The following is an 18,314-nucleotide window of genomic DNA, read 5'->3' on the forward strand; positions in this document are numbered from 1 at the left end:
CGGAAGGGCGTCCTAGGTCTTGTCGACGGCTTCGCGGCCGAGCGCCGGGTCGTCGGTGAACAGGGCGTCGAGCCCGGCGGCGAGGTAGCGGCGCATTTCGGCGACACTGCCCTTGGGGTTGCGCGCGTCGTCGCCCGCGCCGTCGCGCAGGTCGGCGGGGAGGAAGCGGTTTTCGGGCCGGAAGGTCCAAGCGCTGACAAGTAACCCGGCGCGGTGTGCGGCTTCGACGAGCCCGCTGGGCGCGCCCAGCTTACCGTCGGCCAGGGTCGGGATGATCGCGCGCGTGTTTGGCGAGAGCCAGTCGGCATAGGTCGCGATCGTAGCGAGCCCGGCCGGCGTCAGCATCGCCGCGGTCTGTGGCGAGGGCTCGACCAGTTGCAGCAGCTGGACATTGGCGAACTCGCCGAGCTTGGGGCGCAGTGCCTTGAGGTTCTCGGTCTCGAACGACTGCACGATCACCGGCGCGCGGCGCAGATAGGCATGCGTGCGCAGGGCCGCTAGAAAACGCGGCTCGAGCGGCAGGCCGATGCGCGCGAAATAGGTGGAGTGCTTGATCTCGGGGATAAGCCCGATCGTCCGCCCGCGCGCGGCGGCTTCGGCGGCGACGAAATCGGCGATCTCGTCGAAGGTGACGATCTGGAACTGACCGTCGTAGCCCTGGCTCTCGGGCCGCACCGCACCGAGCCGCTCCTTGGCGCGCAGGGTCTTGAGCTCGGCCAGGGTGAAGTCCTCGGTGAACCAGCCGGTCAGCGGCTGGCCGTCGATCGTCCTGGTGGCCTTGCGGCTGGCGAATTCGGGATGATCGGTGACGTCGGTCGTGCCGCCGATCTCGTTCTCGTGCCGCGCGACGAGCACGCCGTCCTTGGTCGCGACGAGATCGGGCTCGACGAAATCGGCGCCGTCCTCGATCGCCTTGGCATAGGACGCCAGCGTGTGCTCGGGCCGGAGCGCCGAGGCGCCGCGATGCGCGAGGACCAGTGGCTTGGCCGGCCGGCTGGGGCGTGCGGCGGCGGGGAAGGCGCTTGCGAAAGTCATGCCGGCTCCGGCGGCGATCAGGGTGCGACGTGATAGCATCGGGCCGTCCTGAACGCCGCGTGTTACTGCTCTATGACCAAGGTTCCGAGCAAGCCGCCGTCGACCGCGAGGCCCTGCGCGGTGACGTGGCTGGCGAGCTCCGACAGCAGGAAGGCGGCGACAGCGCCGGCCTCGGCCGAAGTGCCGACGCGCTTCTGCGGGACGCGCTGGGCCATCTGCGCCTTGAAAGCGTCGGGCACGTCGCCGAGCATCGGCGTGTCGATGAAGCCCGGCGACAGCCAGTTGCAGCGCACGCCGGCGGCGGCGCCCTCCATCGCGATCGTGCGCGCGATGCCGATCGCGGCGTGCTTGCTCGTGCAATAGCCGATGTTGCCGACCATGCCCGTCTCGCCGCCGAGGCTCGAGGTGATCAGGATCGCGCCACGCCCACGCGCCGCCATCGCCGGCAGGACGTGGCGCACGGCCCAGAACAGCGAGAAGGCGTTGACGCGCATCACGCGCTCGAAGTCCTCGTCGCTGTAGTCGGGGGTCAGCGCGAACATGCCCTCGGTGCCGTGGTTGAGGAACAGGCCGTCGATCGGCCCGTGGATTGCGACGGCGCCATCGAGCGCGGCGAGCAACGATTCCTTGTCGCCCGCGTCGGCGGTGATCCAGCTTGCGGCGGGGCCGATTTCGCGCGCGGCGACTTCGAGCACGTCGGCGCGGCGCGCGATCAGCGTCACCTTGCCGCCGGCCGCGACGATCGCCTCGGCCGTGGCGCGGCCGATGCCGGTCGAGCCGCCGGTGATGACGACGTGCTGGTCGGTGAAGTTCATGGAAATCCTGCTCTTTGGTTGTCGCGGTGGGCGCGCGTTGCCGACTACAGGCGTCGAGGCTAGCATCGACGCGACAGCGAACAAGCGGAGAGCGGATGATGTGCGACGAATTCACGGGGCTCCAGCAGCCGCAGCAGGCGATGGCCGATCGCGAAGAGCAGATCTATCCGGGGCTCAGCGAGGGCATGGTCGAAGTGATCACGGCGGACGGCACCTGCGAGGCCTTCTTCGTCCATCCGGGCGAGGGCAAGCATCCCGGCGTGATCTTCTGGCCCGATGCGATCGGCCTGCGGCCCGCGAAGCAGGCGATGGCGCGGCGGCTGGCCTCGTCGGGCTATGCCGTACTCGTGGTGAACCAGTATTACCGCAACGCCAGCCTGCCGCTCGCGATCGGCTTCGACACTTTCCGCGATGCCGAAGCGCGCGCGAAGATCATGCCGTTGATCGCCGCGCTGACGCCCGATGCCTTGGCACGCGATGCCAAGGCCTATGCCGCCTTCCTCGACGCGCAGGCGTCGGTCGACACGGCGCGCGGGCTCGGCACCCAGGGCTATTGCATGGGCGGTGGTCAGGCCTTCCGCACCGCAGCGGCTGTTCCCGAGCGCGTCCGCGCGGTCGCGAGCTTCCACGGGGGCGGCCTCGTCACCGAGGCGCCCGACAGCCCGCACCGGATCATGGCGCAGACTCAGGCTGCCTTCCTGATCCTGCCGGGCCGCGACGACGACGCCGGCCAGCCGGAGGCCAAGGACGTGCTGCGCGAAGCGGCGGCAGCGGCCGGACGCCCGGCCGAGATCGAAGTCTATGCCGCCGATCACGGCTGGTGCGTGCCCGATGCGCCGGCTTACGACGAGGCCGAGGCCGATCGCGCCTGGGATCGGCTGCTGGCGCTTTACGCCGAGCTCTGACGCGCGTTATGCAGGTGGTCAGAGGCGGGGCAAGCGGAGCGACCATGCATGTGCGATGAATTCACCGAGACCGCTGCGGATACCGCGCTCACCCGCAAGGGCCTGACTCGCCGCGATTTCGCCGCCATGGGCGCGGCAGGTGCTGCCATGCTGACCTGGAGCGGGGCTGCGGCGGCCGCCGCCGGTCTGACCGAACGCACGGTGCAGGTGCCGACGCCCGACGGCACCTGCGACGCCTTCTTCGTCCACCCCGCCAAGGGCGCGCATCCGGGCGTGATCCTCTGGCCCGACATCGCCGGCCTGCGCGAGGCGAAGCAGGTCATGGCACGGCGATTGGCGGCGGAAGGCTATGCCGTGCTCGTGGTCAATCAATACTATCGCGGCGCGAAGGCGCCCGTGCTCGCCTCTTTCGCGGAATGGCGTACGCCCGAGGGCCAGGCCAAGATCACGCCGCTGCGCCAGGCGCTGACGGCGGAGGCGGTGACGCGCGACGGCAAGGCCTATGCCGCCTGGCTCGACGGCCAGGCCGCGGTCGACAAGCGTCGCAAGATCGGCACCCAGGGCTATTGCATGGGCGGGCCTTTCACCGTCCGCACGGCCTTTGCGGCGCCCGACCGCGTCGGCGCGGCGGCCTCGTTCCATGGGGGCGGCCTGGTCGGCGATGCGGCGGACAGCCCGGCGAAGCTGCTCGACAAGACCAAGGCCTCCTACCTCTTCGCCATCGCACGCAACGACGATGCGCGCGCACCCGGCGACAAGGACGCTTTGCGCGCCGCCGCCGATGCCGCCAAGCGCCCGGCGGAGATCGAGGTCTATCCGGCCGATCACGGCTGGTGCGTGCCCGATTCGCCGGTCTACGATGCGGCCCAGGCCGATCGCGCCTGGGGCCGATTGCTGGCGCTCTACGCCAAGCTCTGACGCGAAAAGGCCCGGCGGGTGAGCGCCGGGCCTTAGTTTCTCTTCGGTTCTCCGGCCGTCAGAAGGTCTCGCCGACCATCTGCTCGCTCTTGGCCCAGAGCGCCTTGGCGTTGTCGGCGTCGAGCGCATAAGGCTGCACGCCGCCGGTCAGTCCCGGAACGTCGCTGACCTCTGCGACATGGCAGTCCTCGCAGAACTGGCCGCCGATCTCGTCGGCCGGGGCGACCACCGCCGCCCAGACGCTGGTCGCGGCGCCTTGCGGGATCGTCTTCCAGGCCATCGGCGGCTGGCCCGCCGCGGCGTTCTGCTCGTTGATGCTCTGCAGGAGGTCGTCGAGCGCGCCATCGGGCATGTGACGGCTCAGTTCGGTCTGGATGCCACCCGGATGCACGGCCGTTGCACGCACGCCGCGATCGCGGTGGCGCCGGTCGAACTCGACGGCGAACAGGATGTTCGCGGTCTTCGAGCGGCCATAGGCCTGGAATTCCTCGTAGGGCGTGTGCTCGAAGTTCGGATCCTCGAGGTCGACGTCCGAATAGCGATGACCCGAAGACGAGAGATTGACCAGCCGCCCGCCGGGCTTGAGCAGGTGGGCCAGGCGGTTGATCAGGACGAAGTGGCCGAGGTGGTTGGTGCCGAACTGCGTTTCGAAGCCGTCCGCGGTCTTGCCCAGCGGGCAGGCCATGACGCCGGCATTGGCGATGATGACGTCGAACGGCAGGCCGGCCGCGGCGATCGCATCGGCGCCCGCACGGACGCTGGCGAGCGAAGCCAGATCGACCTCGACGACGTCGAACGAGCCGCCGTTTTCCCAGGCAGCCTCACGAACCGGTGCCGTGGCGCGTTCGGCTTTGGCGAGATCGCGCGCTGTGCCGACGACCTGGGCGCCGTGGGCGACGAGCGCGCGGGCGGTCTCGATGCCGAGCCCGGCCGAGACGCCGGTCACCAGGAAGCGCTTGCCCTTGAGATCCAGGCCGGCCAGCACCTTGTCGGTGGTCGACAGGGCGCCGAAGGTCTTGGTCTTTTCGATCGTTGCAGACATGGGTGGTCCCTTCTCCTTGCGTGAATGATGATCGGGAGATGGGATGGAACCGGTTGAAGGCCTCGCCTGATAGGCTCCGATCCTTGCCCGATCGTCTCAAACGGTACGCAGGAAGATCTCGACCCTTGCAGCCTTTCGGCCATATGCGCATCTCTCGCCCATGCATGATGACCTCAATCGCCTGCTGGAGATAGCGCATCGCCACTGCCCCGGGGGACTGGTCGAGACCGCGCTCGACGGGGTACGGCTCAACCGCGTGACCGCGCCGACCGCGCCGGTGCCCGGCGTCTACGATCCGATGTTCTGCGTCATCCTCCAGGGCGCCAAGCTCGTGACGATCGGCGACCGCACGGTGCGCTACGATCCGAGCACCTATTTCGTCGCCTCGGTCGAACTGCCCGCGGCGGGCTGCGTGATCGAGGCGAGCCTCGACCAGCCCTATGTCGGCCTGTCTATCACGATCGACCGTCCGTTGCTGGCCTCGGTGATCGCCGACCTGCCCGAACGCCCGGTCGGCCGCGATGCCGGCTTCTTCGTCAGCGGGGTGACGCGCGAACTGCTCGGCTCGGTCCGCCGGCTGATCGAACTGCTCGACGCGCCGCAGGATATCGCCGTGCTCGCGCCGATGATCCGCCGCGAGATTCTTTATCGCCTGGTCCAGAGCGACGACAGCGGTACGATCCAGCAGATCGCGCGCGCCGACAGCCGGCTCTCGCGGATCCACCGCGCGATCCACCAGATCCGCGCGCACTACGAGCAGCCGTTGAGCATCGACGGGCTTGCCGATCTCGCCGGTATGAGCCGTGCCTCGTTCCACCGCCATTTCAAGGCGGCGACGGCGATGAGCCCGCTGCAGTACCAGAAGGCGATGCGGCTGCAGGAGGCGCGGCGGTTGCTGATCGTCGAGGCCAATGCCCAGACCACCGCGCATCGCGTCGGCTATGAAAGTGCCTCGCAATTCAGCCGCGAATATGCGCGCATGTTCGGGCTGCCGCCGGCGCGCGATGCCGAACGGCTGCGCGGCGCGCCGCCGGCGCCGCAGTTCGTCGAGATCTAGCAAGCCGCTTTCCTCCGCCGCGGCGCGTGCTAGACTGCACACATCTGGTGGGGAGTTTTGGGCATATGGGCGGGTTCCTGATTGCGCTGATCGTCGTCGTCTTCGTGTTCCTGCTGATGGGCGTTCGCGTCGTTCGCCAAGGTTACGTCTACACGATCGAGCGGCTCGGCAAGTATACCCTGGCGGCGACGCCGGGGCTCCATCTGATCATCCCGTTCATCGACCGTGTCGGCCACAAGGTGAACATGATGGAGCAGGTGCTCGACATTCCCGGGCAGGAGATCATCACCAAGGACAACGCCATGGTCGGGGTCGACGCGGTGGTGTTCTTCCAGGTGCTCGACGCGGGCAAGGCGGCCTACGAGGTGTCGAACCTCTATGTCGCGATCATGCAATTGACGACCACCAACCTGCGCACGGTGATGGGGTCGATGGACCTCGACGAGACGCTGTCGAAGCGCGACGAGATCAACGCCAAGCTGCTGATCGTGGTCGACCATGCGACGTCGCCCTGGGGCCTCAAGATCACGCGTGTCGAGATCAAGGACATTCGGCCGCCGGCCGACATCTCGAACGCCATGGCGCGGCAGATGAAGGCCGAGCGCGAGAAGCGCGCGCAGATCCTCGAGGCCGAGGGTAGCCGCGCATCGGAGATCCTGCGCGCCGAGGGCGAGAAGCAGGGCGCGATTCTCCAGGCCGAGGGCCGCCGCGAGGCCGCCTTCCGCGACGCCGAGGCGCGCGAACGCGAGGCCGAGGCCGAAGCCAAGGCGACGCAGATGGTGTCCGATGCGATCGCCAAGTCGGGCAGTCAGGCGCTCAACTACTTCATCGCACAGAAGTATACCGAGGCGGTCAGCCAGTTCGCGACCTCGCCCAATGCCAAGACCATCCTTTTCCCCGTCGAGGCGACGCAGCTCATCGGCACGCTCGGCGGCATCGGTGAACTGGCGAAGGAAGCGCTGGGCAGGGATCCCAAGTAATGGAGTGGTTCGAGGCTCTCGGTTCGCACTGGCACTGGATGGCGATAGGCCTGGTCCTCGCCGCCGCGGAAATGGCAGTGCCCGGCGTGTTCCTTATCTGGCTGGCCGGGGCGGCTCTGATCACCGGTGTGCTGACCTGGGCCCTGCCGCTCGGTCTGGCCGTGCAGGTCGTGATCTTCGCCGTTCTGGCGATCGTCTCGGTCTTCACGGGCAAGCGCTACCTGACGGCCAATCCGATCGAGGGCGCCGATCCCAAGATGAACGATCGCGGCGCGCGGCTGGTCGGTGAAATGGTGGTCGTGACCCATGCGATCGACGGCGGCAACGGCCGGGTCAAGCAGGGCGACAGCGAGTGGCTGGCCAAGGGGCCCGATGCCGAACCTGGCACCAGGATGCGTGTTTCGGGGCACGACGGTGTGGTGCTGCTGGTGGAGCATCTTCACTGACGCTTGCACCATCTCCGGCCGACTTCCATATTCGTCGGCAAAGGAGCCTTTCATGACCGACAAGCTGAAGCTGACCGATGCCGAGTGGCGCGAGAAGCTGACCCCCGAGCAGTACCAGATCCTGCGTCACGCCGGCACCGAGCGCGCCTTCACCGGCGAATACGAGCAGAACAAGGCCGAAGGCGATTATGTCTGTGCGGGCTGCGGGGCGCCGCTGTTCGCTTCGGACAAGAAGTACAATTCGGGTTCGGGCTGGCCGAGCTATACCGAACCGATGGCCGAGGACGCGGTCGAAGAACTGCGCGACGTGTCGCACGGCATGGTGCGCACGGAAGTGCGCTGCGCCAAGTGCGAAGGTCATCTCGGCCACGTCTTTCCTGACGGACCGGGCGAGAACGGCCTGCGCTATTGCATCAACAGCGCCTCGCTCGATTTCAAGCCCAAGGAATAGGCTTTGCCAGCCCCCTGGCCTGCAGCTAGGGGGCTATGGTGCCTGCCGTTAACCCTGTGTTATGCATGTTTCATGCAACGGACGGCACTGTCTTGAACTGCGCGTCCACCGGAGGGGCCAGCTAGCCAAATGGCACGCAACGACAACCTGCGCAAACCGCAGAGTTCGCCCCCGTCTCCACCCGAAAAGCCGAAGAAGACCCGCTCGCGGTTCTGGCGCTTCGTGCGCGGTGCAGCCATCTGGGGCTCCGCCGGCGCGCTGCTGGCGGCGATCGTCATCGTGGTTTCGGTACTCGTCGCGGCGCAGTCGCTGCCGACTTACGACAAGCTGAAGTCGAGCCAGGTCGGCCAGATGATCGTCGTGCGCGCGCGCGACGGCACCGAACTGGTCTCGCTCGGGCCGAGCTACGGCAAGTGGATTCCCTACGACCAGATCCCGCAGGTGATGAAGGACGCGACCGTTTCGGTCGAGGATCGGCGCTTCCGCTCGCACATCGGCGTCGATCCGATCGGCATCGTCCGCTCGCTGATGGTTCGCGTGGAGAGCGGCCGCTGGCGCCAGGGCGGTTCGACGATCACCCAGCAGCTCGCGCGCACGGTGTTCCTCAACAACAACCGCACCTTCGACCGCAAGATCCGCGAGGCCGTGCTGGCCATGGCGCTCGAGTGGCAGTTCTCGAAGGACCAGGTGCTCGAGCTCTACCTCAACAAGGTCTATTTTGGCGGCGGCGCCTATGGCATCGACGCGGCGAGCCGCAAGTTCTTCGGCCACGACGCCAAACAATTGTCGCTGGCCGAGGCGGCGATCATCGCCGGCTTGGTCAAGGCGCCCTCGCGCTATTCGCCGACCGCCGATGCCAAGGCGGGCAAGGAGCGCGCCGAGGTTGTCCTCGCGGTCATGGAAGACGCCGGCGCGATCACCGCGGCGCAACGCGCCTCGGCCGATCTCGAAGGGGTCAAGCCCGCACCCGAAGCGGGCCAGAATTCGGCGCGCTATTTCACCGACTGGGCGCTGCCGCAACTCGACCTGATCCTGCCTGACAACGACGAGCCGATCGAGGTCTGGACCACGCTCGATCCGGGCATGCAGCGCGCGGCCACGGCGGCGGTCGCCGCCAATGCGCCCAAGGGCGCGCAGGGCGCGCTCGTTAGCCTCGACCGCGACGGCGCCGTGCTCGCGATGGTCGGCGGCACCGACTACGTCAGCTCGAACTACAACCGCGCGACCAATGCCGTGCGCCAGCCGGGCTCGGCCTGGAAGCTGTTCGTCTACCTCGCTGCGCTCGAAGCCGGTTACAAGCCCGACGATCGCGTGGTCGACGAGCCGGTCACGATCCAGGGCTGGAGCCCGCACAATTCGAGCCGCGGCTATGCCGGCGAGATCGACGTGCGCACGGCCTTCGCCTATTCGAAGAACACCGTTGCGGCACAGCTCGGCAACGAGGTCGGCTTCGGCGCGGTCGCCTCGATGGCGCGGCGCTTCGGCATCACCACACCGGTCAACACCTTGCCGTCGATGGTGCTCGGCACCTCGGACGTGCGGCTGATCGACATGACGCGCGCTTTCGCCTCGGTATCGGCCAAAGGGGCTTCGGTCGAACCCTACGGCATTCTCAAGGTGACCAAGACCGACGGCGAGGAAATCTATCGCCGTCCGGCGCCGCGCGGCGAGCTGCTGGTGCCGCAATATGTCGCTGCGGGCATTACCGACCTGCTGCAGTCGGCCGTCGCCACGGGCACCGGCAAGGCCGCGCAGATCGGCCGGCCGGTGGCGGGCAAGACCGGCACGACCAGCTCGAACAAGGACGGCTGGTTCGTCGGCTTCTCGAGCGGCGTGACCACCGGCGTGTGGATGGGGCGCGACGACGCCAAGGCCGTTCCCGGCCTCCAGGGCGGCACGGCGCCGGCCCGCGCCTTCGCCGCCTACATGCGCTATGCAGTGGCCCGGCGCCCGGTCGAGAAGTTCGACACGGAACTCAAGCTGCCCGACTGGCAGCTCGAGCCCGACGACGAGCAGCTCCAAGGCGATCCCAACGAATATTACTACACCGACGATCAGGGCAACATGATCCGTCCCGGCGACACCGACAAGGGGCCGGGCGAGCCGCCGGCCGAAGGGCAGGGCGACAACATCGGGTTCCAGCAGGACGGCTCGCCGCCCGCGGCGAACGACGATTTCCTCGACCAGGCCACCGGCCGTCGCCAGCGCGACGCGAACCCGGTGCGACCGGGCGCCGTCCCGTCACCGCGCGCAGGTCAGCCGGGCGTCCAGCCCCGTCCGACGCCAACTCCGGGGAATTGACCTCCGCCGTCACCGAAGCTCGGATCAGTCGGCACAGTCTCGCCGTCGGGTATTTCCGCACCACATCCGCGTTTCCCGCCCGATAGAGCCTGAAACAGGTTCAGGCTGACGCGGGAGGAAGGAGCGGGGTTTGAGCCTCGGCTCGGGCTAAGCTCCGCCCTATACGACAAAGGGGGCGCGCATCGCTGCGAGCCCCCCCAACCATCTTGCGGACAGTTCCTTCCCGCCTACCGGATGCGGATCGGCACATAGGTCGCCGGCTGGCCGCGGCGCTGGATGCGCAGCAGCACGGCGTTGCGGCTCTGCGTTTTCGCTGCCTTGATCGCGGCTTCGAGTTCGGCCGGCGTCGAGACGTCCTGGTAATTGGCCGAGAGCACGATGTCGCCACGCTGCAGGCCCTTGCTGCCCGCGTCCGACGAGGGATCGACCGCATTGATCACGACGCCGCGGGTCGTCTCGGGCACGGCGAGCTGGCGCGCGATCGTCGGCGTCAGCGGCAGGACCGAAAGGCCGAGCGCCTGCTCGGACACGCCCTGGCCCTGCTTGGTCGGCGGCTTGTTGAACTGGTCTTCGTCCTGGCTCTGGTCCTGGTCGAAGGTGTTCTGCGCGAGTTCTTCCTCGCTCGGGCGCTTGCCGACCGTGGCGGTCACGATCGTGCGCTTGCCGTCGCGGATCAGCTCGACCGGGATGCGCTTGCCCGGCGCGACATTGGCGACGATGAACGACAGCGTCTGGTCGCGCGTCACGTCCTTGCCGTCGACCTTGACGACGACGTCGCCGGGCTTGATGCCGGCATTGGCCGCGGCCTGGCCCGGCTCGACCGCCTGGACGAATTCGCCCTTGTTGTGCGCGATACCCAGCGAGTCTGCGAGATCCTCGTTGACCGGCTGGATGCGGATGCCCAGGTAGCCACGCTCGATCGACTGGCCAGTCTTGAGGCGCTCGACGATCGGCGCCGCGGTTTCGGCGGGAATCGCGAAGCCGATGCCGACCGAGCCGCCGGTGGGCGAGAAGATCGCGTTGTTGATGCCGATGACGTTGCCGCGCATGTCGAACATCGGGCCGCCCGAATTGCCGCGGTTGATCGCGGCGTCGGTCTGCAGGTAGCGATCGTAGGCCGAGCCAGAGCCGGTGTTGCGGTAGACGGCCGAGATGATGCCCGAGGTCACGGTACCGCCAAGGCCGAAGGGATTGCCGATGGCGATCACCCAGTCACCCACACGCGCCGAGCGGCTGTCGCCGAACTTCACGAAAGGCAGGGCCTTGGGCGTGGTGATCTTGAGCACCGCGAGGTCCGAGGCCTGGTCGCGGCCGATCAGCTTGGCCGGATACTCGGTGCCGTCGGGCATGGTCACGGTGATCGATTCCACCTCGCCCTGACCGTCGGCGGTGATGACGTGGTTGTTGGTCACGACATAGCCGTCGGCCGAGATGATGAAGCCCGAACCGAGCGACTGTGCTTCGCGCGTCTGCGGCTGGCCGCCGCGACCACCGGGTGCGGCGCCCCCGCCGCCGAAGAGATCTTCGAACGGCGTGCCCGCGAAGGGGTTCTGGTTGGCCACGCGGACGCGTTGGCGGGTCGAGATGTTGACCACGGCCGGCGCGAGCTGCTGCGTCAGATCGGCGAAGCTGGCAGGAGCGCCGGCCCGCGGAACGACGTTCTGCATTTGGCTGGTGTCGTTCTGCGCGACTTGCGCACCGGCGGGAATGCCGGTTGCGAGCGAGATGGCGGCGCCGCCGAGCAGCAGCGCAGTGGTGACTCCATAGGCGTATCGCACGGGCTTCACGTCCTTCAGTTTCCTTTGTCTCCGGCGGCAGGGCCACCTCGTCTTAGCACCGCGAATTCAGGCCCGGTTGGCTTAACCCAGTTTGAATGGCGGCTTTAAAGGTCGAAAGGTTTGAGCGCGCGAGGCCGATATCGGTTCCTGGCGCCTGTTCCTAGCGACCCTTGAACTGCTTCAGATATTCGTTGTCCGGCGACAGCAAGATCGTCGTCGCACCTTGTCCATTGGAGAAGGTATAGTCGTAAGACTGCATCGCACGATAGAAATCGTAGAAAGCCGGATCCTTGCCGAAGCTTTCGGCATAGGTCTTCGCCGCGTCGGCTTCGGCCTGGGCACGCAGGATTTGCGCGTTCTTCTGGCCCTGGGCGCGGATCGTCGTGGCTTCCTGCTCGCGCGCAGCCTGCATGCGCGAGAAGGCGCTTTCGAGCGCGCCCTCGGGCAGATCGGCGCGCTTGATCCGCACGTCGATCACCTGGGCACCGTATTCGCGCGCCTCGCGGTCGAGACCTTTGCGGATCTGGACCATCGCCAGGCCGCGGTCGGCGGTGAGCAGCGACTGGAACGTGCGCTTGCCCAGTTCCTGGCGCAGCACCGAACTGAGGATCGGCTGGAGCTGCTCGGCCACGCGCTCCGTGGTGCCGGCGGTGCGGACCATCTTGACCGGGTCGATGATGCGGAAGCGCGCATAGGCATCGACCTCGAGCCGCTGCTGCTCGCTCGAGAGCACCTGCTGGCGCTCCATGTCGACGGCGAGGACGCGCTTGTCGATGCGCACCACCCGCTCGGCGATCGGGATGCGGAACGACAGGCCCGCACCCGTTTCGCCGAAATCGACGTTGGGGCGGAAGCGGTTGATCACGCGCTCGGGCTGGCCGAAGCGGATGACGACGGCCTGTTCGGTCTCGGGCACGACGATCACACTCGAGGCGAGCGCGATCAGCGCGACGATGATCACGGTCAGGCTGGCCTTGTGGTCTTCCCAGAGGTTCGCGAAGTTCATCACTGGCCTCCCTGCGATGCCGGGGCGACCGGCGTGACTGCCGGTGCCTCGGTGGCGGTGGCCGCCTTGCGGCGCAGTTCGGGCAGCGGCAGGTACGGCGTTACGCCATTGGCCTCGACGACGACCTTGTCGTTGCTGCCGAGCACGCGCTCCATGGTCTCGTAATACATGCGGCGCTTGGTCACCTCGGGCGAAAGCTTGTACTGCTCGTAGACCTTGTCGAAGGCGGCGGCGTCACCTTGCGCGCGGGCGGTGAGCTGCTGCGCCCAGGCCTGGGCATTGGACAGATCGCGCTGCGCGTCCTGCTGCGCGGCGGTGACCTGCTGGAAGGCGGGCACGACCTTGGTCGGCGGATCGGCCTTCTTGATCTCCACGCCCTGGATGACCACGCCAGCGCGGTAGGCGTCGAGCACGGCCTGCATGCGATCGCGCACGTTCTGTTCGATCGTGGCGCGGCCGGCGCCGCCCATGGCATCGCGCAGCGACACTTCGGCGACCGAGGCGCGCATCGCCGCTTCGGCAACCTCGCGCACGGTCTGGTCGGGATCGGCGAGCTGGAACGAGTAGAGCTTCAGGTTCTTGATGTTCCAGCGCACGAGATAGGACAGGTCGACCAGGTTCTGGTCGCTCGTCAGCATCAGCTTCTCGCCTTCGCCTTCGGGGATGGTGAAGCGGTTGATCGAGGTGACGTCGGTCACGGTCACGTTCTCGATCGGCCAGGGCAGCGTCAGCGAGACGCCCGGGCTGATCGTGCGCGAATACTTGCCGCCGGTGGTGACGATGCCCTGCTCCTTGGGGCCGACCATATGCACGGTCGAGAAGCCGAGCCAGATCAGCGCGATGCCGCCGGCGATCAGCGGGAACCAGCTCTTGCCGTCGGGGCGCTGCGGCAGGCGCGGCATGCCGCCACCACCGCCGCCTCCGCCGGGGCGCCGACGGTCCTTGGAACGGAATATGTCGTCGATCGAGGGCGAGCGCCGTGGCGGCGTCTCGCCACCGCTCGGTGGCAGCCAGGGGTTGCGCGGTCCGCGCGACGGGTCGGAACCCCCTTCGCTGTCGCTGCCTCCCTCGGCCTCTCCACCGCTCTGATCGTCGTCTTTGTCCCCGCCGCCCCAGGGGCTGCGACGTCCAGCCATGGCCAGAACGCCGCGCATGAGCCCGGATCTTGGGGCAATTCCGTTCGTTGTCATGCGGCACTTATAGGAAGCATTCGCGACAAAAACAGTGCCTGCCTTTGCTTTTTCCGCCCCAGACGCCCTATGGGCGTGTGACATAGTGTTTCGCAGTAGGGACGAACGATGAGCGGCGACGACCACAGCGCTTTGCAAGCGGCCTTGCCGCCCCTGGCGCGGGAAAGGCTGCAGTCGCTGCGGCTGGCCGACGGCGTCGCGACCCTGGTGCTCGATGTCGCCGGGCTCGACCGGCTCGAGCGCGACAAACTCGAGATCGCGGTCAAGGGCGCGTTGCGCGGGCAGGACGGGGTCGGCGAAGTGCGCGTCGCAATGACCGCGGACCGTGCGGAGAAACCGCAGCGCCGGTTGATCGCGGTCGGATCGGGCAAGGGCGGCGTCGGCAAATCGACGCTCTCGGCCAACCTCGCTGTGGCCCTCGCGCGCCTCGGCAAGAAGGTCGGGCTCGTGGATGCCGACATCTACGGCCCCTCGCAGCCGCGCCTGCTCGCCACCGAGGGCCAGAAGCCGACCGCGCGCGACAAGAAGCTCGTACCCGTGCAGAGCCCTTGGGGCGTGCCCGTGCTGTCGATGGGCCACATCATCGAGCCGGGGCAGGCGATCGCCTGGCGCGGACCGATGGCGGGCAATGCCCTGTCGCAGCTCGTCGATGCCGACTGGGGCGACGCCGAGGTGCTGCTGCTCGACCTGCCGCCGGGCACGGGCGACGTCCAGCTGACCATGCTCCAGCGCTTCAAGCCGGCCGGCGCGGTGATCGTCTCGACCCCGCAGGACCTGGCGCTGATGGACGCGACGCGTGCGATTCAGCTGTTCGAGCAGAGCGAAGTGCCAGTGATCGGCATGGTCGAGAACATGGCCGGCTATGCCTGCCCGCATTGCGGCGAGATCAGCGATCCCTTCGGCCAGGGCGGCGCCGAGGCGGCCGCCAGGTCGATGGGGCACGCTTTCCTCGGCCGCGTGCCGCTCGACCTCGAGATTCGCAAGGCCAGCGATGCCGGCGAGCCGCCGGCCGCGGGCGAGGGGCCGCAGGCTGAGGCCTTCGCGTCGATCGCGCGGCAGGTGGCGACCTGGCTGGATGATCAAAAGGCCTGACATGGCCGTCACCCGCCGTGGCATCCTGATCGGGGCCTTGGCCGGCGGCGGGCTGGCGATCGGCTATGCGTTGCGCCCGCGCCATTACGAGCCGCCGCTCGCGCCCGAAGCGGGCGAGGTCGGCTTCGACGCCTGGCTGCGCATCGGCAAGGATGGCGTCGTCACGGTCGCCGTGCCGCAGCTCGAGATGGGCCAGGGCATCGGCACGCTGATCGCCCAGATCGTCGCGGTCGAGCTCGGTGCCGACTGGCGCCAGGTGGCGATAGAGCCCGCACCGCCGAGCCCGCTCTACATCAACCTGCCGCTGGCTTCGCGCTGGGCCGAGCTGTGGATGCCGCTGTTTCCGCGGATCGCCAGCGTCGGCAGTCCGATCACGCGGCACTGGGCGCAGGACAACGTCTTCACCGTCACCGCCGACGGCACTTCGCTTGCCGCCTACGAATATCCGGCGCGGGTTGCGGCGGCGAGCGCGCGCGCGCTGCTGATCCAGGCGGCGGCGGAAAAGTGGGGCGTCGATGCGAGCGGCTGCGATACGCAGAACGGTTTCGTCGTCCAGGGCAAGCGACGCCTGCCGTTTGGCGCGCTGGCAGCGGCGGCTGCGGACTTCGATCCGCCCGACGCGCCCGTGCTGCGGGCAAGCCAGGCCAAGGAAGTGCAGGTCAGCGCCTTGCGTTTTCCGCGGCTCGACCTCCCCTCGAAGGTCGACGGCAGCCATCGCTTCGCGGGCGACGTGCGCTTGCCGAACATGGTCTTCGCCGCGATCCGCCACGGGCCGATCGGCGAGACCGAACTCGCCTCCTACGATCGCAAGCGCGCGGCGGGGCTGCCGGGGGTGATCGAGTTCGTCAGAGGCAAGCGCTGGCTCGCGGCCGTGGCCGACACCTGGTGGGCGGCCGAGCGCGCGCTCGCCGAGATCGCGCCGAATTTCATCGCCAAGAAGCGCGCCGACAGCGGTCGGATCGAGAGCGCACTCGACGAGGCGCTGCGCAAGGGCGAGGCCACGACCCTGCTCGAACGCGGCGATCCGAGCACGCTCAAGCGCAAGTTCTCGCTGGCGCGGCGCTACGACGTTGCCCCGGCGCTTCACGCCACGCTCGAGACCGCCAGCGCCACCGCGCGGTTCGCCGAAGGCCGGCTCGAGCTCTGGGTCGCGAGCCAGGCGCCCGAGGCAATGCGCCGCGCCGCCGCCAAAGCGGCAGGGGTCTCGCTACGCGACTGCGTGCTCTATCCGATGCCCGCGGGTGGCAGCTTCGATCGCCGGCTCGAACACGACCATGCGATCGAGGCCGCGGTGATCGCCAAGGCCGTCGGTCGGCCCGTGCAACTGATCTGGTCACGCTGGCAGGAGGCCGTCGCCGGTCCGCCGCGCACACCGGTGACCGCGGTGCTCGCGGCACGGACCGATGCCGCCAATGCCGTGGTCGGCTGGAAGGCGCGGCTGGCGCTGCCCGCGACCGCGCACGAATTCGGCCGCCGGCTGTTCGACGGCATGGGCGATCGCGCCGCGATCAAGGCCAGTGCCGGCGAGGGCGATGCCCTCGCGGTCGAAGGCGCGATCCCGCCCTATCGCGTGGCGAACATGGTTGTCGAACATGCCCCGGCGACGATCGACCTGCCCACGGGGCGCATGCGCGGCAATGCCCATGGCTATACGGCCTTCTTCAACGAGAGCTTCGTCGACGAGCTAGCGCATCACACGCGGCAGGAACCTCTGTCGTTTCGCATCGCCATGCTCGGGCACGATCCGCGGCTGATCCACTGCCTCCAGCGCGTCGCCCAGCAGGCCGAATGGGGCGGGGGTGTCGAGGCGAGCGGGCAGGGCGTGGCTTGCCATGCCATCGGCGACGGTCGCATCGCCGTGGTCGCCACCGCAAGGCGGGACGCGGAAGGTGTCCGGGTCGACCGGATCGACGCGGTCGTCGACATCGGCCGGGTGATCAACGTCGACATCGCCCGTCAACAGATCGAGGGCGGACTGGTCTTCGGCATCGGTCTCGCGCTCGGATCAAGCACGGGCTATGCCGATGGCCTGCCCACGAGTGGCCGGCTCGCCGAGCTCTCGCTGCCTTTGCTGGCCGACTGCCCCGAGATCCGCGTGACCTTCGTCGACAGCGACGCGCCCGCGGCCGACCCAGGCGAACTCGGTGTTGCCGTCGCGGCACCGGCCTTGTCGAACGCGCTGTTCTCGGCCACGGGGCTGCGCTTTCGCAAACTGCCGCTGCTGTCGGAGGAGATTTGAGCGTGACCGCACACCGGATCGGCGTCCTGCTGGTCAATCTCGGCACGCCCGACGCGCCGACGCCGCAGGCCGTGCGCCGCTATTTGGCCGAATTCCTATCTGACCGCCGCGTCGTGGAGATTCCGCCGCTGGTCTGGCAGCCAATCCTGCGCGGAGTGATCCTCAACACGCGGCCGAAGAAGTCGGCCCATGCCTATGGCTTGGTCTGGACCGAGGAAGGCTCGCCGCTCGCGGCGATCACTCGCGCTCAGGCCGAGGGTTTGCAGGCGCGCCTTGGGGCCGAGGCCACGGTGCGCTGGGCCATGCGCTACGGCAATCCGAGCATCGCCGCAGAGCTGGACAAGCTCCAGGCCGAGGGCTGCGGTCGCATCCTCATCGCACCGCTATACCCCCAGTATTCGGGGGCGACGACAGCCTCGGCGATGGACGCGGTCGGGGCGGCACTGGGGAAGCTGCGCTGGCAGCCGGCGATCCGGACGCTGCCCGCCTACTATGACGACCCTGCGCATATCGCCGCGCTCAAGGCCGATATCGAGCGTCAGCTCGCCGCGCTGCCTTTCGCGCCCGAGGTACTGCTGCTGAGTTTTCACGGTATGCCCGAGCGCACGCACACGCTGGGTGATCCTTACTATGCCCAGTGCCTCGAGACCGCGCGGCTGCTGGGCGAGGGGCTGGCGCGCAAGGACCTGCGGATCGAGACCAGCTTCCAGTCACGGTTTGGCCGCGCCAAGTGGCTCGAGCCCGCGACCGACGTCGTGCTTGCGGCCGAGGCGGTCAAGGGCACCCGGCGGCTTGCGGTGGTCGCGCCGGGCTTCTCGGCCGATTGCCTGGAAACGCGCGAGGAACTGGCGATCCGCGGGCGTGAGCAATTCCTTGCCGCGGGGGGCAGCGACTATGCCACGCTCGACTGTCTGAACGTCACGGACGCGGGCATGGCCATGCTCGAAAGTCTGGTTCGACGCGAGCTGAGCGGCTGGCTCTGATATGCTAAGCCTCGATTCTTGACTTAACCCTTCTTTGTTCTACTCTCGTTCTGAATTCGGGATCGGAGTCGGAACC

The 18,314-nt window shown here is 68.1% G+C and carries 16 protein-coding genes; 10 read left to right on the forward strand and 6 right to left on the reverse strand.

The annotated features are described in order from the left end of the window. Nucleotides 1-12: 12 nt before the first annotated feature. Nucleotides 13-1,074 (reverse strand): glycerophosphodiester phosphodiesterase, encoded by a 1,062-nt coding sequence (locus tag WG901_RS14290; protein ID WP_339587769.1) that lies wholly within the window; start codon nucleotides 1,072-1,074, stop codon nucleotides 13-15. A gap of 23 nt (nucleotides 1,075-1,097) precedes the next feature. After that, nucleotides 1,098-1,850: an SDR family NAD(P)-dependent oxidoreductase gene (locus tag WG901_RS14295; protein WP_339587770.1), complete on the reverse strand. Its 753-nt coding sequence runs from the start codon at nucleotides 1,848-1,850 to the stop codon at nucleotides 1,098-1,100. 98 nt (nucleotides 1,851-1,948) lie between these two features. Here WG901_RS14295 and WG901_RS14300 point away from each other — a divergent pair, with 98 nt between their 5' ends. Next, the gene (locus tag WG901_RS14300; RefSeq protein ID WP_339587771.1) at nucleotides 1,949-2,755 is read left to right on the forward strand and encodes a dienelactone hydrolase family protein; all 807 of its coding nucleotides are present in this window, start codon (nucleotides 1,949-1,951) and stop codon (nucleotides 2,753-2,755) included. Between the two features lie 48 nt (nucleotides 2,756-2,803). Then, nucleotides 2,804-3,673 (forward strand): dienelactone hydrolase family protein, encoded by an 870-nt coding sequence (locus WG901_RS14305; RefSeq protein ID WP_339587772.1) that lies wholly within the window; start codon nucleotides 2,804-2,806, stop codon nucleotides 3,671-3,673. 58 nt (nucleotides 3,674-3,731) lie between these two features. Here WG901_RS14305 and WG901_RS14310 read toward each other — a convergent pair whose 3' ends face one another. Continuing rightward, complete coding sequence (locus WG901_RS14310; RefSeq protein WP_339587773.1) at nucleotides 3,732-4,715, reverse strand: SDR family NAD(P)-dependent oxidoreductase; 984 nt, start codon at nucleotides 4,713-4,715, stop codon at nucleotides 3,732-3,734. A gap of 160 nt (nucleotides 4,716-4,875) precedes the next feature. Here WG901_RS14310 and WG901_RS14315 point away from each other — a divergent pair, with 160 nt between their 5' ends. The 5 genes from WG901_RS14315 to WG901_RS14335 all read left to right on the forward strand — a co-directional run bounded on the left by WG901_RS14315 (nucleotide 4,876) and on the right by WG901_RS14335 (nucleotide 9,950). Continuing rightward, nucleotides 4,876-5,772, forward strand: coding sequence for an AraC family transcriptional regulator (locus tag WG901_RS14315; protein WP_339587774.1), 897 nt, complete (start codon nucleotides 4,876-4,878; stop codon nucleotides 5,770-5,772). 65 nt (nucleotides 5,773-5,837) lie between these two features. Beyond that, nucleotides 5,838-6,752, forward strand: a complete 915-nt coding sequence (locus WG901_RS14320; RefSeq protein WP_339587775.1) for an SPFH domain-containing protein — start codon at nucleotides 5,838-5,840, stop codon at nucleotides 6,750-6,752. Further along, the gene (locus WG901_RS14325; protein ID WP_339587776.1) at nucleotides 6,752-7,198 is read left to right on the forward strand and encodes an NfeD family protein; all 447 of its coding nucleotides are present in this window, start codon (nucleotides 6,752-6,754) and stop codon (nucleotides 7,196-7,198) included. Before WG901_RS14320 ends, WG901_RS14325 begins: the two co-directional genes overlap by 1 nt. A 52-nt stretch (nucleotides 7,199-7,250) precedes the next feature. Further along, nucleotides 7,251-7,649: a peptide-methionine (R)-S-oxide reductase MsrB gene (msrB, locus tag WG901_RS14330; protein WP_339587777.1), complete on the forward strand. Its 399-nt coding sequence runs from the start codon at nucleotides 7,251-7,253 to the stop codon at nucleotides 7,647-7,649. A gap of 129 nt (nucleotides 7,650-7,778) precedes the next feature. Continuing rightward, a complete protein-coding gene (locus WG901_RS14335; protein WP_339587778.1) occupies nucleotides 7,779-9,950 on the forward strand; it encodes a transglycosylase domain-containing protein in 2,172 nt (723 codons plus the stop codon). A 227-nt stretch (nucleotides 9,951-10,177) separates the two neighbouring features. Here the strand turns inward: WG901_RS14335 and WG901_RS14340 are convergent, their stop codons facing one another. The 3 genes from WG901_RS14340 to hflK form a co-directional block, all read right to left on the reverse strand. Continuing rightward, on the reverse strand, nucleotides 10,178-11,728 hold the full coding sequence (locus tag WG901_RS14340; RefSeq protein ID WP_339588414.1) for a Do family serine endopeptidase: 1,551 nt from the start codon (nucleotides 11,726-11,728) through the stop codon (nucleotides 10,178-10,180). 160 nt (nucleotides 11,729-11,888) lie between these two features. Beyond that, nucleotides 11,889-12,734: a protease modulator HflC gene (gene hflC, locus WG901_RS14345; protein ID WP_339587779.1), complete on the reverse strand. Its 846-nt coding sequence runs from the start codon at nucleotides 12,732-12,734 to the stop codon at nucleotides 11,889-11,891. Beyond that, nucleotides 12,734-13,870, reverse strand: a complete 1,137-nt coding sequence (gene hflK, locus WG901_RS14350; RefSeq protein WP_339587780.1) for a protease modulator HflK — start codon at nucleotides 13,868-13,870, stop codon at nucleotides 12,734-12,736. Before hflK ends, hflC begins: the two co-directional genes overlap by 1 nt. A 162-nt stretch (nucleotides 13,871-14,032) precedes the next feature. Between hflK and WG901_RS14355 the strand changes: the two genes are divergently transcribed. The 3 genes from WG901_RS14355 to hemH are packed head-to-tail and all read left to right on the forward strand — an operon-like array spanning nucleotide 14,033 to nucleotide 18,238. Continuing rightward, on the forward strand, nucleotides 14,033-15,016 hold the full coding sequence (locus WG901_RS14355; protein WP_339587781.1) for an Mrp/NBP35 family ATP-binding protein: 984 nt from the start codon (nucleotides 14,033-14,035) through the stop codon (nucleotides 15,014-15,016). Between the two features lies 1 nt (nucleotide 15,017). Then, a complete protein-coding gene (locus WG901_RS14360; RefSeq protein ID WP_339588415.1) occupies nucleotides 15,018-17,255 on the forward strand; it encodes a xanthine dehydrogenase family protein molybdopterin-binding subunit in 2,238 nt (745 codons plus the stop codon). 2 nt (nucleotides 17,256-17,257) lie between these two features. Continuing rightward, nucleotides 17,258-18,238, forward strand: a complete 981-nt coding sequence (gene hemH / locus WG901_RS14365) for a ferrochelatase (protein WP_339587782.1) — start codon at nucleotides 17,258-17,260, stop codon at nucleotides 18,236-18,238. Nucleotides 18,239-18,314: the final 76 nt, after the last annotated feature.

This window comes from Novosphingobium anseongense, assembly GCF_037482895.1.
GTDB lineage: Bacteria > Pseudomonadota > Alphaproteobacteria > Sphingomonadales > Sphingomonadaceae > Novosphingobium > Novosphingobium anseongense.

Excerpts from the sequence above, each read along its gene's own strand:
- msrB (WP_339587777.1), top strand. The coding sequence starts at position 7,251 with ATGACCGACAAGCTGAAGCTGACCGATGCCGAGTGGCGCGAGAAGCTG.
- WG901_RS14305 (WP_339587772.1), top strand. The coding sequence starts at position 2,804 with ATGTGCGATGAATTCACCGAGACCGCTGCGGATACCGCGCTCACCCGC.
- WG901_RS14315 (WP_339587774.1), top strand. The coding sequence starts at position 4,876 with ATGCATGATGACCTCAATCGCCTGCTGGAGATAGCGCATCGCCACTGC.
- WG901_RS14360 (WP_339588415.1), top strand. The coding sequence starts at position 15,018 with ATGGCCGTCACCCGCCGTGGCATCCTGATCGGGGCCTTGGCCGGCGGC.
- WG901_RS14295 (WP_339587770.1), bottom strand. The coding sequence starts at position 1,850 with ATGAACTTCACCGACCAGCACGTCGTCATCACCGGCGGCTCGACCGGC.
- WG901_RS14355 (WP_339587781.1), top strand. The coding sequence starts at position 14,033 with ATGAGCGGCGACGACCACAGCGCTTTGCAAGCGGCCTTGCCGCCCCTG.
- WG901_RS14300 (WP_339587771.1), top strand. The coding sequence starts at position 1,949 with ATGTGCGACGAATTCACGGGGCTCCAGCAGCCGCAGCAGGCGATGGCC.
- WG901_RS14310 (WP_339587773.1), bottom strand. The coding sequence starts at position 4,715 with ATGTCTGCAACGATCGAAAAGACCAAGACCTTCGGCGCCCTGTCGACC.
- hflK (WP_339587780.1), bottom strand. The coding sequence starts at position 13,870 with ATGGCTGGACGTCGCAGCCCCTGGGGCGGCGGGGACAAAGACGACGAT.
- WG901_RS14320 (WP_339587775.1), top strand. The coding sequence starts at position 5,838 with ATGGGCGGGTTCCTGATTGCGCTGATCGTCGTCGTCTTCGTGTTCCTG.
- WG901_RS14325 (WP_339587776.1), top strand. The coding sequence starts at position 6,752 with ATGGAGTGGTTCGAGGCTCTCGGTTCGCACTGGCACTGGATGGCGATA.
- hflC (WP_339587779.1), bottom strand. The coding sequence starts at position 12,734 with ATGAACTTCGCGAACCTCTGGGAAGACCACAAGGCCAGCCTGACCGTG.
- WG901_RS14335 (WP_339587778.1), top strand. The coding sequence starts at position 7,779 with ATGGCACGCAACGACAACCTGCGCAAACCGCAGAGTTCGCCCCCGTCT.
- WG901_RS14290 (WP_339587769.1), bottom strand. The coding sequence starts at position 1,074 with ATGCTATCACGTCGCACCCTGATCGCCGCCGGAGCCGGCATGACTTTC.